Below are 14918 nucleotides of genomic sequence, written 5' to 3'. Positions count from 1 at the left end.
CCCAGTCGAGGAGGGCCGCGGTCTGCTCGTACACCGCGTTGCTGCCCTCGGCCGGGTGCATCACGGTGACCAGCAGAGTGCGCCCGCCACGGGTGGCGGCGCCGGTGAAGGTGTTGCCCGCGTGGCTGGTGTAGCCGTTCTTGACGCCGAGCAGCCCCGCGTACGGCCGCAGCCCCCACGCGCCGGTGAGCAGGCGGTCGGTGTTCTGGATCTGGAAGGTCTTCTTGCCGCCCGCCGGGAAGTCGGCGGTACGTGTCCCGCAGTGGCGCCGGAAGTCGGCGTTCTTCAGCCCGGCGCGGGCGAACAGCGTGAGGTCGTACGCCGAGGAGATCTGACCCTTGTGGTCGAAGCCGTCCGGGCTGACCACATGGGTGTCGAGGGCGTGCAGGTACTCGGCCCTGGCCTGCATCTCGGCGACCGTGCGGGCGATCCCGCCGTTCATGTGGGCCAGCACGTGCACCGCGTCGTTGCCCGAGCGCAGGAACACGCCCTGCCAGAGCTGCTCGACGGTGTACGTGGTCCCGGCCTGGACGCCGACGAGGCTGGACCCGGACGGTATGTCGGCGAGGTCGGCCTCGGTGACCCGGTACCGCTGCTCGGGGGCGAACTTGGGCAGCACGGTGTCCGCGAACAGCATCTTCAGCGTGGACGCGGGCGCGAGCCGCCGGTGCGCGTTGTACGAGGCGAGCACCTCCCCGGTGTCCCGGTCGGCGACGAGCCACGCCTGCGCGGTGAGCTTCTTCGGCAGCCCGGCCGCCCGTACCTGGACCCCGCCGAGCCCGAGCCGCTCACCGCCCACCCAGCTCGCCCCCGCGGATCTCGCCCCGGCAGATCTTGCCCCGGCGGCGGAGGCGGGGACGGCGGCGGTCAGGGGGACGGCGGCCGCCGCGAGACCGAGAAGGGCACGTCGGCTGAGCGGGGAACATTCACGCACCCGGGGACCGTACACCGGCTCCGAACGGCCCTTACCCGGGGGAGGTGTTTCCCCGGCCAGGACTTTGCACTCTCATGGACGTCCGATGGACCGGTCGTGCGGCAGCCCCCGCCGAGCCCCTTTCCCCCTTATGCGTGGCCTGTCTCGAACCGCGAGATCCGCCCGTCGTCGGCCACGGTGAACGTCCACCGGGTCCGCATCTCGCCCCAGGTGTCGTTGCGGTACCGGGCGACGAGCGCGCGTCCGCCGCGGGACTCGTTGTCGACCTCCAGATGACCGTGGCTGGAGAAGATCTCCTGGTCGATCCAGACGGCGAGGTCGCGGTCGGTGCCGTCGTCGGCCATGGTCGCGCCGGGCGCGAGAAGGGACATGAAGCCTTCGCGGTCATGGGAGTTGACGGCGTGCACGAAGGCCCGTACGGCCGGGTCGCGCAGCTTGGCGGGCTGAATCGTCATGGCGTCAGGCTCACACCGCTCCCCGCGCCCTGCCACCGGACGTACCCCGCCCGCACCACCCGGACGCCCGGTCCGGGAGGCCGGACGGGGTACCCGGTGCGACGGTGGACGCAAGGGAAAGGGAGTCACCATGACCTGTTACGACCGACGCGACGTGGGCCTGCTGCTCCTCCGGCTGAGCACCGGCGGGGTACTGGCCGCGCACGGTGCGCAGAAGCTGTTCGGCTGGTTCGGCGGCCACGGGCTGGTGGGCACCGGCCAGTTCATGGAGTCCGTGGGCTACGCCCCGGGCAAGGCGAGCGCGACGGCGGCGGGGGTCGCGGAGGCGGGCGGCGGCGTCCTGCTGGCCCTCGGCCTGGCGACGCCCCTCGCCGGGGCGTCGGCGGCCGGCGCGATGGCGGGCGCGGCGGCCCTGCACGTCCCCAACGGCTTCTTCGCCCAGGAGGGCGGCTACGAGTACGCGGCGAGTCTCGGCCTGGCATCCGCCGGCCTCGCCGTCACCGGTCCCGGCCGCCTCTCCCTCGACCATCTCCTCGGCCACGTCTTCGACCGAAACTGGATGGTCCCCGCGGCCCTGGGCGTCACAGCGGCGGCCACGGCCCTGGTCATCGGCGCCCGCAACCGCCGGCTGCGGCAAACGGTGATCACTGAGCAGGAAGTGCTGTTCGAGGAGTAGAGCCCCGGGGGGCCTCTCGGGGGGGATACGACAGACGAGTCGGGCTGTACGCCGGGTTCTGTACCGGGGGCCCTCGCGGGCGTCCCGGTGACGGCCATCCATCTAGGGCCGGTGTTGCCACCGGCCTCGTGCGGTCTACCCGCGGACTCGGGCGGGCAGCCCTCGATCGTCCGCGCAGAAACACCGGGGTGTTTCCTTTTGACCTTGCTCCGGGTGGGGTTTACCTAGCTGCCCAGGTCACCCTGAGCACTGGTGGTCTCTTACACCACCGTTTCACCCTTACCCCGCGCCGAGGCGCGAGGCGGTCTGTTCTCTGTGGCACTGTCCCGCGAGTCGCCTCGGGTGGCCGTTAGCCACCACCCTGCCCTGTGGAGCCCGGACGTTCCTCGGGAAGCCCCGTAAGGGACTCCACGCGGCCGTCCGCCCGGCTCGTCTGCCGTGCCGACCATGGTACCGGGCCGGGCGGGCGGCACGGACCGGCGCCCGGGGCCCGTACGCTGGCGCGGAGGCCGAGAGAAGGAGTTGTCCGTGCTGGTCCTGCTGCCCCCGTCGGAGGGTAAGGCGTCCTCGGGCCGGGGTGCCCCGCTGAAGCCCGATTCGCTGTCCCTGCCCGGTCTCGCCGCCGCCCGGCAGGCCGTGCTCGCCGAGCTGGTGGAGCTGTGCGCCGGGGACGAGGAGAAGGCCCGCGAGGTACTGGGACTGAGCGAGGGACTGCGCGGCGAGGTCGCCAAGAACGCCGCTCTGCTCACGGCCGGCGCCCGCCCGGCGGGCGAGATCTACACCGGCGTCCTCTACGACGCCCTCGGCCTGGCCACCCTCGACCCCGCCGCCAAGCGCCGCGCGGCCCGCTCGCTGCTGGTGTTCTCCGGCCTCTGGGGCGCGGTCGGCGTCACCGACCGCATCCCCTCCTACCGCTGCTCGATGGGCGTCAAGCTGCCAGGTCTCGGCGCGCTGGCCGGGCACTGGCGGGCGCCGATGGCCGAGGTGCTGCCCGAGGCGGCAGGGGGCGGGCTCGTACTGGACCTGCGCTCCGCCGCGTACGCCGCCGCCTGGAAGCCCAAGGGCGAGGTCGCGGGGCGCACCGCGACGGTACGGGTGCTGCACGCGCCCACCCGCAAGGTGGTCAGCCACTTCAACAAGGCGACCAAGGGCCGTATCGTCCGCGCGCTGCTCACCGAGGGGGCCGCGCCGAAGGGCCCCGCCGAGCTGGTCGTCGCGCTGCGGGACCTCGGGTACGAGGTGGAGGCGGCGGCGCCGGAGAAGGCCGGGAAGCCATGGGCACTGGATGTGCTGGTGGACGAGGTGCACTGAGCGGTCACCGAGCCTCGTTGCAGCATGTGCAACGTTCGTTGCGCACGCTGCTTCCCCTGGGCACGATGGCGTCCATGACCTCACCCGCGCCCTCCCCCGCCTCCGTACTGGACCTCGCGCCCGTCCTCCCCGTCGTCGTGCTCTCCGACGCCGCCGACGCCGTGCCGCTGGCGCGGGCGCTGGTCGCCGGGGGGCTGCCCGCGATCGAGGTCACGCTGCGCACGCCGGCCGCGCTGGACGGCATCCGGGCCATCGCCGAGGAGGTGCCCGAGGCGGTGGTGGGCGCCGGGACGGTGATCACGCCCGACCAGGTGAGCCGTTGCGTGGCGGCGGGGGCGCGGTTCCTCGTCTCCCCCGGCTGGACCGAGTCGCTGCTCGCCGCGATGCGGGAGTCCGGGGTGCCGTTCCTGCCGGGAGTGTCGACCACCTCGGAGGTGGTGGCGCTGCTGGAGCGCGGGGTGCGCGAGATGAAGTTCTTCCCGGCGCGGGCCGCGGGCGGTACGGCGTATCTGAAGTCCCTCGCCGGGCCGTTGCCCGACGCCCGCTTCTGTCCCACGGGCGGGATCGCGCAGGCGAGTGCGCCGGAGTATCTGGCGCTGCCCAACGTGGGCTGCGTGGGCGGCAGCTGGATGGTCCCGGCGGACGCGGTGGCCGCCGGGGACTGGGCCCGGATCGAGGAGCTGGCGCGGGGTGCGGCCGGGCTCAGGGACGCAAGGGGGACGTGTCGTTGAACAGCCGTACGCTCGCGTTCCCGTCGGCGTAGTACGCCACCGCCGACAGCGAGGCGGCCGACAGCTCCATCCGGAAGAGGGACTCGGGCGGGGCGCCCAGGGCGAGGCGCAGCAGGGTCTTGATGGGCGTGACGTGGGTGACCAGCAGCACCGTACGGCCCGCGTACTCGGTGACCAGCCGGGCGCGGGTCTCCTCGATCCGCTCGGCGGTCTCCGCGAAGCTCTCGCCGCCACCGGTGGGACGCGCCTCCGGGTCGCCGAGCCAGGCGGTCAGGTCGTCGGGGTAGCGCTCGCGGGCCTCCCCGAAGGTCAGCCCCTCCCACGCGCCGAAGTCCGTCTCGCGCAGCCCGTCGTCCACGCGCACGTCCAGCCCCAGCCGGGCGGCGACGATCCCGGCGGTCTCCCGCGTGCGGGCCAGGGGCGAGGCGACGACCGCCTGTACGGTTCCCCGCCGAGCCAGCGCCTCCGCCACCAGCCGCGCCTGCTCCCGCCCCACCTCGGACAGCGCGGGATCACTCCCCCCGCTCCCGGAGAACCGCTTCTGCGGAGTGAGCGGCGTCTCCCCGTGCCTGAGCAGCACGAAGGTCGCGGGCGCCCCGAGATCGGGAGCCGCGCTCCAGCCGGGCGAGGAGGTGGTGGCGGAGGCGACGGTACGCGCGGCACGGGCGTCGCTCGGAGCGGCACCGGCCGGCTCCACCGGCTCGGACGCGGGCACAGCCCGTCCTCGGGCCAGAGCCGCCCTCGCGGCCGCCGCCCCCGCGCGGGCGTCCCCGGGGGGACCCTCGGGCTCAGGAACCGCCGGGGCCCGAGGCGTCCACACCTCGCCCTTCGCCCCCGCGTCCATGGCCTCGTTCGCCAGCCGGTCGGCGTGCTTGTTGCGTTCGCGCGGTATCCACTCGTAGGTGACCCGGCCGGGCGGGAAGATGCCGCGGGCCTCGGCGGCGAGGGGCTTCATGTCGGGGTGCTTGATCTTCCAGCGGCCCGACATCTGCTCGACGACCAGCTTGGAGTCCATGCGGACGGCGACCCGCGCCTCGGGGTCGAGGGCGTGGGCGGCGCGCAGGCCGGCGAGGAGACCGCGGTACTCGGCGACGTTGTTGGTGGCGACGCCGATGAACTCGGCGGCCTCGGCCAGGATCTCCCCCGTGGCCGCGTCACTCACGGCGGCCCCGTACCCCGCCGGGCCGGGGTTGCCCCGCGACCCGCCGTCGGCCTCGACGACGAACTCCCGCACGCCCAGTGCTCCTTACCGACCGGTTACAGACCCGAGTCCGCCGTGCGCACCAGGATGCGGTGGCAGTTCTCGCAGCGGACCACCGCGTCGCGCGCGGCCGCGCGGATCTCGCTCAGCTCGGTGATCGCCAGCTCCTGGCGGCAGCCCTGGCAGGTGCGGGCGTACAGCTTGGCCGCACCGACACCGCCGCCCTGGACGCGCAGGCGGTCGTACAGCTTGAGCAGGTCGGCCGGGACGGAGGCGGAGACGACCTCGCGCTCCTTGGTCACCGCGGCGGCCTCGTCGTCCAGTTCACGGAACGCGGCGTCCCGGCGCGCGGTGGCGTCGTCGGACTTGGCCTGCACGGAGGCGACCCGCTCGGTCAGCTCGGCGACCCGCGCCTGGGCGGCCTCGCGGCGCTCCATGACCTCGAGGACGACGTCCTCCAGGTCGCCCTGGCGCTTGGCGAGGGAGGCGATCTCGTGCTGGAGGCCGGTGAGGTCCTTGGGCGAGGTGACCGCGCCGGAGTCCAGGCGCTGCTGGTCACGGGTGGCGCGGCGGCGCACCTGCTCCACGTCCTGCTCGGCCTTGGTCTGCTCGCGGGCGCAGTCGCTCTCCTCGGTCTGCGCGGCCACCAGCAGGTCGCGGAGCTGGACGAGGTCCTTGCCCAGCGTCTCGATCTCGGCGTGCTCGGGGAGCGACTTCCGCTTGTGCGCGAGCTGCTGGAGGCGGACGTCGAGGGCCTGGACGTCGAGGAGTCGGATCTGGTCGGCGGGCTCGGCGTTCAGTTGGGGGCTCCCATGGGGCTAGTGGTGACGGGGGACGCCGCGTGGGCGGTCCAGGGGTCGGTGACCGTCGTGGACACGTGGACGCGGAGGCCCCAGCCGTGACGGTCGGAGATCTGGTCGAGTTCGGCCGCGGCCAGCTCGCACCAGGGCCACTCGGTGGCCCAGTGGGCCGCGTCGAGGAGCGCGAGCGGGCGCTCGGTGCCGGACGCGGTGACCGCGACGAACTCGGATGCCGGGTGGTGGCGCAGGTCGGCGGTGAGGAAGGCGTCCACTCCGGCCGCGCGGACCCGGTCGAAGAGGCTGTCGCCGGAGCCGCCGCTGACGGCGACCGTACGGACGACGGCGTCGGGGTCGCCGGCCACCCGGATGCCCTGCGCGGTGGCGGGCAGCCGTTCGGCGGCGCGCTCGGCCAGCTCGCGCACGGTCAGCGGGTGGTCCAGCTCGCAGATCCGGCCCAGGCCCCGGCGTCCGGCCGGGTCGTCGGGGTCGGGTACGAGGGGCCCGGTGACCCGGAGGTCCAGCGCGCCGGCGAGGGCGTCGGAGACTCCGGGGTCGGCCTTGTCGGCGTTGGTGTGCGCGACGTGCAGGGCGACGTCGTTCTTGATCAGCGTGTGCACGACCCGGCCCTTGGGGGTGCCGGCCGCCACCGTGGTCGTCCCCCGCAGATAGAGCGGGTGGTGGGTGACGAGCAGGTCCGCGCCGAGCCGTACGGCCTCGTCGGCGACCTCCTGTACCGGGTCCACGGCGAACAGGACGCGGGTGACCTCCTGGCCGGGGTCGCCCGTGACCGTGCCGACCGCGTCCCAGGACTCGGCCCGCTGGGCGGGCCACAGGGTCTCCAGCGCGGCGATGACTTCAGACAGACGGGGCACGAGGAAAGGCTACCTGTCCGTCCAGGGGGGCCGTACCGCGTACGGCGGCCCCGGGCCCGGTACGCCCACACCCGCCCTCTCCTCAGAGGAATCGCTTCTGCGCCACCCGTATGTGTGAAGTGGTCCGGACCCGGCCCCCGGCCGTGCGTACGAAAACTAGCTTCGTCGCCGGAGGTGACCGAACCATGACGGCCTGTGCGATCGAATCCCCGTCGACCGGCGCGGAACACGAGGCGCCCACGACGCGGTACGCCATCACGGCGGACGGCGCGTACGCAGCCCGGCTCGCGCTGGACGGGGAGAGCTGGTTCCCGGAGCGCTGGACGCTGGACGGCCCGGAGCCGTACGCGGTACCGCTGCCCGGCGGCCAGCCGGAGGAGCCGGGTACGGAGGTGCATCCGATGGGGGACGGGCGGGTGCTGATCCACCGGCTGGTGGAGCGGCGGCACGCCTTCTCCCTGCTGTACCCGACCGGGCCCGGTACGGGTGAGCTGGCGGTGGGCGCGGTGGAGTGCGGGTCCGACACCTACGTCACCCTGCTGCCGCCCGCGCCGGGGGGCGAGCGGGCGTACGCGCTGGCGGTGTGCGAGACGTCCACGGCGGTGTGGCTGGTGGCGGGCGGTGCCGCCGGGCCGGAGCGGGTGGCCGAGGTGCCGGGACGGTGCTCGGGCGGGGTCTGGCTGGAGCCGGCCGGGCGGATGCTGGCGCTCGACCGGGAGCTGGCGGGCCGGACCAAGACGGTCGTGGTGGACCTGGGGCGGGACGGGGAGGTCTCCCCGCTGCTCGAGATCGCGCCGGACAGCGACGACCGGCTGCTGCTGGCCGACCCGGACAGCGGGCTGGTGGTGATCTCCTCGGACGCGGCCTCACCGGGGCAGGAACTGTTGGGCTGGGGCGTACTGGGCAGCACCCTCCCGGTCCGCTTCCCCGCCGCGCTCCGGCTGCCGGACTGCACGGTGACCCCCTTCGCCATCCAGCCGGGCCAGGTCCTGACCCCGGAAACCTGCGCGGTGGCCCTCCGGGTGGACGGCCCCCTCGGCACCTGGATCGCCACCTGGCACCCGACCGACCCCCGCCTGCGCCACCTCCCGGCCCCCGAGGGCTGGCTGCCGTCCTCCGGCCTGTGGACCCCGGAGGGCGTACTCCGCCTCCCCTGCTCGACGGCCCAGACCCCCTGCGGAGTGGCCGAACTGACCCCTCCGACGGCGACCCCGCCCCCTGCCGGGGCCGCGAAGGCGGAGGAACCGGAGACCCCCCGCCCGGTCCCCCTGCAGAAGGCCCCGCTCGCCAAGGCAGCCGCCGGGTAGCGACGCCAGAACCCCGCGTGGCCTGGCTCCGCGTCTCTCCCCGCACCCCTCGGTGCCGCCGCCTGGACCCCGCCCCCCCAGGGGTTGGTTAGACTCTCCCGGCTGCAAGACGATCATGTTGACGGGGTGAATGCTTCCGATGACCGAAGCCAGCACGACGCAGCCGCTGTCCGCGCCCGCGGATTCCGGGCTCTACGAGCCCGTATCCGTCTCCGCCGAGGCGGACGGGCACGGGCGGCACCGGGGACCGGTCGCGGACCGGGACGGGGAGAGCGCCCCCAGTGGGCGCCATCGCCGCCCGGGCGGCGGGACCGCCGGGACGGCTGTCTGATCGACACGGCGAGGGGCGGGGTACGGGCCACACGGCTCGCACCCCGCCCCTTCGTCATGGCCGGCCGTGACATTTGTACTGCCGGAGTCCGTACGTACGCCTCTGCCCGCGGCGGCGCCCCGCTCCTACCGTCGTAGACATGACACAGACGCGATCGGCCCGGAGCGGGCAACGGTTCTCCTTCCCTACCCTGGATCGTCGTCCCGCCGACCGGCCGGGCGCGGTGGAGCGGGAGAGGCCGAAGGACACGGACATGACGTGGTGGGCACGGGCACGGCAGCGGCGCTCGGCGAGGTGTGCGCGGGATGCCGGCCACGCGGGGCCCCCGCCGACCGGCTTCGCGCTGCTGCCCTGGCTGCTGATGGGGCTGGGCTCCTTCTCCAACCTGCTCCAGGGCAAGGCGGAGAACCCGTGGATCGGCGGCCTGGGCCTGTTCGTCTTCAACTCCCTGTACGTCTACGTCACCTTCCGCGCCTTCGACCGCGAGAAGCGTCAGTCCCGCTCGACCCGGCTGGCCCTGCTGACCATGGGCCTGGTGACCACGGGGCTCGCGGTCGGCTACGGCGGCAACTGGCTGCTGTTCTTCCCGCTGCTCGGGCTCGCCACCGGCGCCACCCTGCGCGGCCGGCACCTCGGCAGGATCGGCCTGCTGCTCGCGGCGTACGCGGCGGTCCTCGCGGGCCTGCGCGAAGGCTGGCGGGAGGCGCCGAACATCGGGTACGCGACCTTCCTGTCCTGCATGGTCACGGCGGCGATCCTGAGCCTGTCGGAGGCGGTACGCGAACTGCGGGCCGCGCGAGAGGAGTTGGCACGGCGGGCGGTGGAGAAGGAACGGCTGCGCTTCTCCCGCGATCTGCACGACCTGCTGGGCCACACCCTGTCGGTGATCGTGGTGAAGTCCGAGGCCGCGCGGCGGCTGGCCGGACGGGACCTGGACGCGGCGCTGGCCCAGATCGGGGACATCGAGTCGGTGGGCCGGCAGGCACTGACCGAGATCCGGGAGGCGGTGACCGGCTACCGCGAGGGCAGCCTGGCCACCGAGCTGACCCGCGCCCGCTCGGCACTGGCGGCGGCGAGCGTGGAGCCGGTGGTACGGCAGTCGGGGGCGCCGCTGGCCCCGCAGACCGAGGCGCTGCTCGGCTGGGTGGTGCGCGAGGCGGTGACCAACGTGGTCCGGCACAGCCGCGCCACCCGCTGCGAGATCACCGTGGAGAGCGCCGGGGAACGCGTCCGTCTCACCGTCACCGACAACGGCACCCCCACGGCAGCCCCCGCCCCCGACGGCACCGGTACCGGTCTGACGGGCCTGACCGAACGCCTGACCACGGCGGGCGGCTCCCTGACAGCAGGCCCCGCCCCGGCCGGCGGCTTCACGGTGACGGCCGAGCTGCCGGCGGCCCCGGTGGAGCTGAGCACCGAGGACGCGATCCCGGTCGCGCTGGAGTCCTGACGGCCGGGCGCCCCCTCGCTACCCTGGCGCGGTGAACGAGATCCGGCTCCTGCTGGCCGAGGACCAGGGGATGATGCGGGGCGCCCTGGCGCTGTTGCTGGGGATGGAGGACGACATCGAGGTGGTCGCTCAAGTGGCCACGGGGGACGCGATCCTGACGGCCGCCCTGGAGCACCGGCCGGATGTGGCGCTGTTGGACATCGAGTTGCCCGGACTGAGCGGTCTGGACGCGGCCGCGCTGCTGCGGGAGCGGGTGCCGGGGTGCCGGGTGCTGATTCTGACGACGTTCGGCAGGCCCGGCTATCTGCGCCGGGCGATGGAGGCGGGGGCGGCCGGGTTCCTGGTGAAGGACGGCCCGGTGGAGGAGCTGGCCCAGGCGGTGCGCCGGGTGCTGGCCGGGGAGACGGTGGTCGACCCCGTACTGGCGGCGGCCGCGCTCAGCGCGGGACCGAATCCGCTGACCGGCCGGGAGTGCGAGGTGCTGACCGCCTCCGTGGACGGCGCGACGGTCGCCGACATCGCCGCCCGGCTGCACCTCTCGGAGTCCACCGTGCGCAACTACCTCTCCTCGGCGATCGGCAAGACCGGCACCCGCAACCGCGCCGAGGCCGTACGGGAGGCCCGGCAGCGGGGCTGGCTGTGAAAAGCAAGCACTGACACCGGGTCAGAAACCCATGCCTCGGTCAAGGATTCATTAGCGTCCCGAAGCAACGGAATAGTTTCCCGTGCATACGAGGTTCACCCGGCACGTATTCACGCGGGAGGACCCATTTCCATGACCCACACCACGCCCGACCACGCCACCAGGAAAGCGGGCGGGGCCGTAGTCCCGGTGCTCGCCTTCGCGGGCATCGTGGTCGCGGTGATGCAGACCCTGCTCGTGCCGGTCATCAAGGACCTGCCGCAACTGCTCGGCACCGCGCCGAGCAACGCGACCTGGGTCCTCACCTCCACCCTGCTCTCCGGCGCCGTCGCCACCCCGATCATGGGCCGCCTCGGCGACCTGTACGGCAAGCGCCGGATGCTGATTCTCAGCCTGTCCGTGATGGTGGTCGGCGCGCTGGTCAGCGCGGTCACCAGCCAGTTGCTCCTGATGATCGTGGGCCGCACCCTCCAGGGCTTCGCCATGGGCGCGATCCCGCTGGGCATCGGCCTGATGCGCGACATACTCCCGCGTGAGCGGCTCGCCTCCGCGATGGCGCTGATGAGCTCCTCGATCGGCGTCGGCGGCGGTCTCGCGCTGCCCGCCGCAGCCCTGGTCGCCCAGCACACCGACTGGCACGCCCTGTTCTACGGCGCCGCCGCCCTGGGCGTGCTCGCCATCGGCCTGACCCTGCTGGCCGTCCCCGAGTCCCCGGCCCGCGCCAAGGGCTCCTTCGACCACCCGGGCGCCGCCGGCCTCTCCGCCGGTCTGGTGCTGCTCCTGCTGCCCATCACCAAGGGCAGCGACTGGGGCTGGTCCTCCGGCACCACCCTCGGCCTCTTCGGCGCCGCGCTCGCCGTGCTGCTGCTGTGGGGCGTGTACGAGCTGCGCATACCGGCACCGCTGGTCGACCTGCGCACCACCGCCCGCCGCGAGGTGCTGCTCACCAACCTCGCCTCGATCATGGTCGGCGTCAGCTTCTACGTCGTCTCGCTGGTCCTCCCCCAGCTGCTCCAGCTCCCCACCGCCACCGGCTACGGCCTCGGTCAGTCGATGGTGGTCGCCGGTCTGTGCGTGGCCCCGCTGGGCCTGACCATGATGTTCACCGCCCCGGTCTACGCCCGCCTCTCGGCCCGCTACGGCCCCCGGACGACCCTGATCATCGGCCTGCTGATCATCGCGGCCGGCTACGCGGGCGGCCTCGGCCTGATGCACGCCGCCTGGCAGACGATCATCACCTCGATGGTCCTCGGCGCTGGCATCGGCCTGGCGTACTCCTCGCTGCCCGCGCTGATCGTGGGCGCGGTCCCGGCCTCCGAGACGGGTGCCGCCAACGGTCTCAACACCCTGATGCGCTCCATCGGCACCTCCGTCTCCAGCGCCGTCATCGGCATGGTGCTGGCCAACACCGCGCACGACCTGGGCGGCGGGGTCGCGGTGCCGACGATGCACGGCTTCCGGGTCTCCTTCCTGATCGCCACGGCGGCCGTGCTGGTCGGCCTGGCCCTCGCGGTGTTCCTGCCGCGCACCCCGCGCCCGGCAGCCCAGCACACCCAGTTGCGGGCCAGCAGCGAGGAGGACGCGGCGCTGGAGCGTGCCGAGGAGGTGCTGCGCGGTTTCCGGGGACGGGTGCTGGACGCCTCCGGCGCCCCGGTGGCCCGTGCCAAGGTCACGCTGATCGACCGCCGGGGCCGCCAGGCCGGCTCCACGCTCTCCGGCCATGACGGCGGCTACGCCCTTCCGGTGCCGTCCGAGGGCCCGTACGTGCTGGCCGCCCGCGCCGCCGGACACGGCCCGCTGGCCTCGGCGGCGACACACGCCGGGGACGAGCGTCCGGTCGAGCTGGACCTGCCGCTGCCGGGCGAGACCGTCTCGGCGTAACCCGTACAAGTCCCCGCCACCGCACCCCCCACCCGGCTCCGGGCGGGGGGTGCGGCAGCATGGGGCGCCGAGACGGACGTACGACCGAGAGGAACCCCCATGCCCGCGGCACCCAAGCCGGAGATCCTGGCCGCGTTCGAGGCCGCGAAGGGGTTCATGCCCGTGGACGAGGGGCTGGCGCTGTACGCGGCGGCGGTGGAGGGCGGCCGGCTCGGGCTGCCGCTGCTGGAGGTGGGCACCTACTGCGGGCGCTCCACCGTGCTGCTCGCGGACGCGGCCCGCGAGGCGGGGGTCACCGCGCTCACCGTCGACCACCACCGGGGCAGCGAGGAGCAGCAGCCGGGCTGGGACTACCACGACCCGGAGACCGTCGACCCAGAGGTCGGCCTGATGGACACCCTCCCCACCTTCCGCCGCACCCTGCACCGGGCGGGCCTGGAGGACCACGTGATCGCGCTGGTGGGCCGCTCCCCGCAGGTCGCGAAGGTGTGGAACTCCCCCGTGGCGCTGGTGTTCGTCGACGGCGGCCACACCGACGAGCACGCGAACGCCGACTACGAGGGCTGGGCCCCGCATCTCGCGCCCGGCGGCCTGCTGGTCATCCACGACGTGTTCCCGGAGCCGGAGGACGAGTTCACCGGCCAGGCGCCCTACCGCGTGTACCTGCGGGCGCTGGCCTCGGGCGCCTTCACCGAGGTCTCCGCGACGGGCTCGCTGCGGGTGCTGAAGCGCACGGGAGACGGCATCTGACGTACCGTCAGGGATGCGGGGGCCGGGCGGGGGGTGCCGTTAGGGTGGCTGCGTGTCGTACGAAGGCCCGGAAAACGAAGCTCCCCGGCCGCGCTCCCGGCGCGCGCTGACCATCACGTTCGCCGCGCTGGTGCCGGTCGCCCTGCTGGCCTGGCTGGCCTACTCGGCGCTCGGCGACGAGCCGGACCGCCCGGCGGGTGCCGCGAGCCCGTCGGCGTCGGCGGCGCCGGGCGGCACGAGCAGCCCCTCGCCGAGTGCGGGCTCGCTCGCCGGGAAGGTCGTCGTCATCGACCCCGGCCACAACACGGGCAACTTCCGGCACACGGCCGAGATCAACCGGCAGGTCGACATCGGCACCGGCAAGAAGGAGTGCGACACCACCGGCACCGCTACCAACGCCGGTTACCCGGAGGCCGAGTTCACCCTCGACCTCGCCCACCGGCTGCGGGCGCTGCTGGAGAAGCAGGGCGCCACGGTCAGGCTGACCCATGACGGCGACCGCAAGTGGGGGCCGTGCGTGGACGAGCGGGCCCGGATCGGCAACACCGCCCACGCTGACGCGGCGATCTCACTGCACGCGGACGGTTCGGCCGAGGGCAACCGGGGCTTCCACGTGATCATGCCGGGGGCGGTGCACGCGGGTGCCGCGGACACCCGGCCGATCGTCGCCCCCTCCAGGAAGCTGGGCACGCTGGTCGCGGGCGGCTACCGCCGTACCACCGGCGAACCCTTCTCCAACTACCTGGGCGACGGCACCGGGATGGTCACGCGCACAGACCTCGGCGGTCTCAATCTGTCAACGGTTCCGAAGGTGTTCATCGAGTGCGGGAACATGCGGGACAAGTCCGATGTGGCCCTGCTGACCAGCGGTCCCTGGCGACAGAAGGCCGCGCAGGGGATCTCTGAGGGAATCGTGAGTTTCCTGCACGAGTCGTGACCGCCGGGCGAAACCGTCCGCACAGCGGATCACGCGGACGGTACTGTCTACCGACGACGAGACGACCTACGAAGGACCTGATGAAGTGAATATCCGATCCCTCACCAGAGGCGACGGCGTGGTGATCGGAGCGGCGCTACTGCTGCTCATCGCGTCGTTCTTCGACAACTTTTCGTACGACGACCTTCCCGGCGACGTCGACATGCCGAACCTCTGGGAGAGCGGCCCGGTCCTGCTCAGCGTCGTCCTGGCAGGGCTGATCGCCGCCGGGCTCGTCGTCGCCGCCCGCGCGCTGCCGCAGCCCCGCAAGGTCGCCGGTCTCGAACTCGGTGCCGTCGGCGCGGCGTTCGCGGTGTTCGCCGCGTGGAGCGCGCTGGGCAATGTGATCGACCCGGTCGGCGGCCTGGACAACATCACCGCCGCCTCCAAGTCGCCGAGCGCGGGCACCGGTCTGATCCTCGCACTGGTCGCCACGCTGATCCTGGCGGGCGCCGCCGTCGCCACCCCGCTCGTCCCGGCGCTCCAGGCCCCGCTGATCCCCGCGCCCAAGCCGGCCGCCCCGCAGCCCTACGGCGCGCAGCCGCCCCAGGGCTACGGCTACCCCGGTGCCCCGGCCGCGTCCTTCGGCGGCGGCCAGCC

The 14918-nt window shown here is 73.6% G+C and carries 15 protein-coding genes and 1 other RNA gene; 10 read left to right on the top strand and 6 right to left on the bottom strand.

The genetic code is table 11. The features are described from left to right. Together GT030_RS13265 and GT030_RS13260 are read right to left on the bottom strand one after the other, a co-directional pair. Positions 1-934 (bottom strand): serine hydrolase (locus tag GT030_RS13265; RefSeq protein ID WP_346009541.1); only part of this gene is annotated, 934 nt, incomplete at its 3' end. A gap of 128 nt (positions 935-1062) precedes the next feature. Further along, the gene (locus GT030_RS13260; protein ID WP_161199535.1) at positions 1063-1389 is read right to left on the bottom strand and encodes a nuclear transport factor 2 family protein; all 327 of its coding nucleotides are present in this window, start codon (positions 1387-1389) and stop codon (positions 1063-1065) included. 130 nt (positions 1390-1519) lie between these two features. On the opposite strand from GT030_RS13260, the gene GT030_RS13255 reads away from it, so the two are divergent. Then, positions 1520-2065 (top strand): DoxX family protein, encoded by a 546-nt coding sequence (locus GT030_RS13255; protein WP_161199536.1) that lies wholly within the window; start codon positions 1520-1522, stop codon positions 2063-2065. A gap of 31 nt (positions 2066-2096) precedes the next feature. On the opposite strand, the gene rnpB is transcribed toward GT030_RS13255, so the two are convergent. Beyond that, positions 2097-2497: RNase P RNA component class A (rnpB, locus tag GT030_RS13250), an RNA gene on the bottom strand. Positions 2498-2593: 96 nt separating this feature from the next. Here rnpB and yaaA point away from each other — a divergent pair. Both yaaA and GT030_RS13240 read left to right on the top strand, forming a co-directional pair. Beyond that, on the top strand, positions 2594-3376 hold the full coding sequence (gene yaaA, locus GT030_RS13245; RefSeq protein ID WP_161199537.1) for a peroxide stress protein YaaA: 783 nt from the start codon (positions 2594-2596) through the stop codon (positions 3374-3376). Positions 3377-3450: 74 nt separating this feature from the next. Beyond that, a complete protein-coding gene (locus tag GT030_RS13240; RefSeq protein WP_161199538.1) occupies positions 3451-4107 on the top strand; it encodes a bifunctional 4-hydroxy-2-oxoglutarate aldolase/2-dehydro-3-deoxy-phosphogluconate aldolase in 657 nt (218 codons plus the stop codon). Here GT030_RS13240 and GT030_RS13235 read toward each other — a convergent pair. Genes GT030_RS13235 through GT030_RS13225 form a run of 3 tightly spaced genes read right to left on the bottom strand, consistent with a single transcriptional unit; the run spans position 4079 to position 6980 of the window. Continuing rightward, positions 4079-5341 carry a bifunctional RNase H/acid phosphatase gene (locus tag GT030_RS13235; protein ID WP_161201281.1) on the bottom strand — a complete coding sequence of 421 codons (1263 nt, stop codon included), beginning with the start codon at positions 5339-5341 and terminating at the stop codon, positions 4079-4081. The genes GT030_RS13240 and GT030_RS13235 overlap by 29 nt on opposite strands. A gap of 23 nt (positions 5342-5364) precedes the next feature. Beyond that, positions 5365-6108, bottom strand: a complete 744-nt coding sequence (locus tag GT030_RS37370; protein ID WP_161201283.1) for a C4-type zinc ribbon domain-containing protein — start codon at positions 6106-6108, stop codon at positions 5365-5367. After that, positions 6105-6980, bottom strand: coding sequence for a Nif3-like dinuclear metal center hexameric protein (locus GT030_RS13225; RefSeq protein WP_161201280.1), 876 nt, complete (start codon positions 6978-6980; stop codon positions 6105-6107). The genes GT030_RS37370 and GT030_RS13225 overlap by 4 nt, the downstream gene beginning before the upstream one ends. A 185-nt stretch (positions 6981-7165) precedes the next feature. Between GT030_RS13225 and GT030_RS13220 the strand changes: the two genes are divergently transcribed. From GT030_RS13220 to GT030_RS13190, 7 genes are all read left to right on the top strand, one after another. After that, positions 7166-8287, top strand: a complete 1122-nt coding sequence (locus tag GT030_RS13220; protein ID WP_202460041.1) for a hypothetical protein — start codon at positions 7166-7168, stop codon at positions 8285-8287. A gap of 584 nt (positions 8288-8871) precedes the next feature. After that, positions 8872-10068 carry a histidine kinase gene (locus GT030_RS13215; protein ID WP_161201279.1) on the top strand — a complete coding sequence of 399 codons (1197 nt, stop codon included), beginning with the start codon at positions 8872-8874 and terminating at the stop codon, positions 10066-10068. A 31-nt stretch (positions 10069-10099) separates the two neighbouring features. After that, positions 10100-10711, top strand: a complete 612-nt coding sequence (locus GT030_RS13210; RefSeq protein WP_161201278.1) for a response regulator transcription factor — start codon at positions 10100-10102, stop codon at positions 10709-10711. Between the two features lie 132 nt (positions 10712-10843). Beyond that, positions 10844-12592 (top strand): MFS transporter, encoded by a 1749-nt coding sequence (locus GT030_RS13205; RefSeq protein ID WP_161201277.1) that lies wholly within the window; start codon positions 10844-10846, stop codon positions 12590-12592. A gap of 99 nt (positions 12593-12691) precedes the next feature. After that, positions 12692-13342 carry a class I SAM-dependent methyltransferase gene (locus GT030_RS13200; RefSeq protein WP_161201276.1) on the top strand — a complete coding sequence of 217 codons (651 nt, stop codon included), beginning with the start codon at positions 12692-12694 and terminating at the stop codon, positions 13340-13342. A 52-nt stretch (positions 13343-13394) separates the two neighbouring features. Further along, positions 13395-14279, top strand: coding sequence for an N-acetylmuramoyl-L-alanine amidase (locus GT030_RS13195; RefSeq protein WP_161201275.1), 885 nt, complete (start codon positions 13395-13397; stop codon positions 14277-14279). Between the two features lie 85 nt (positions 14280-14364). Then, on the top strand, positions 14365-14918 hold a 554-nt coding region (locus GT030_RS13190), incomplete at its 3' end, for a DUF5336 domain-containing protein (protein WP_161201274.1).

It is taken from the genome of Streptomyces sp. SID1328, assembly GCF_009865595.1.
GTDB classification, from domain to species: Bacteria; Actinomycetota; Actinomycetes; order Streptomycetales; family Streptomycetaceae; genus Streptomyces; species Streptomyces griseoluteus.
This window is presented reverse-complemented; position numbering and strand designations above follow the sequence as displayed.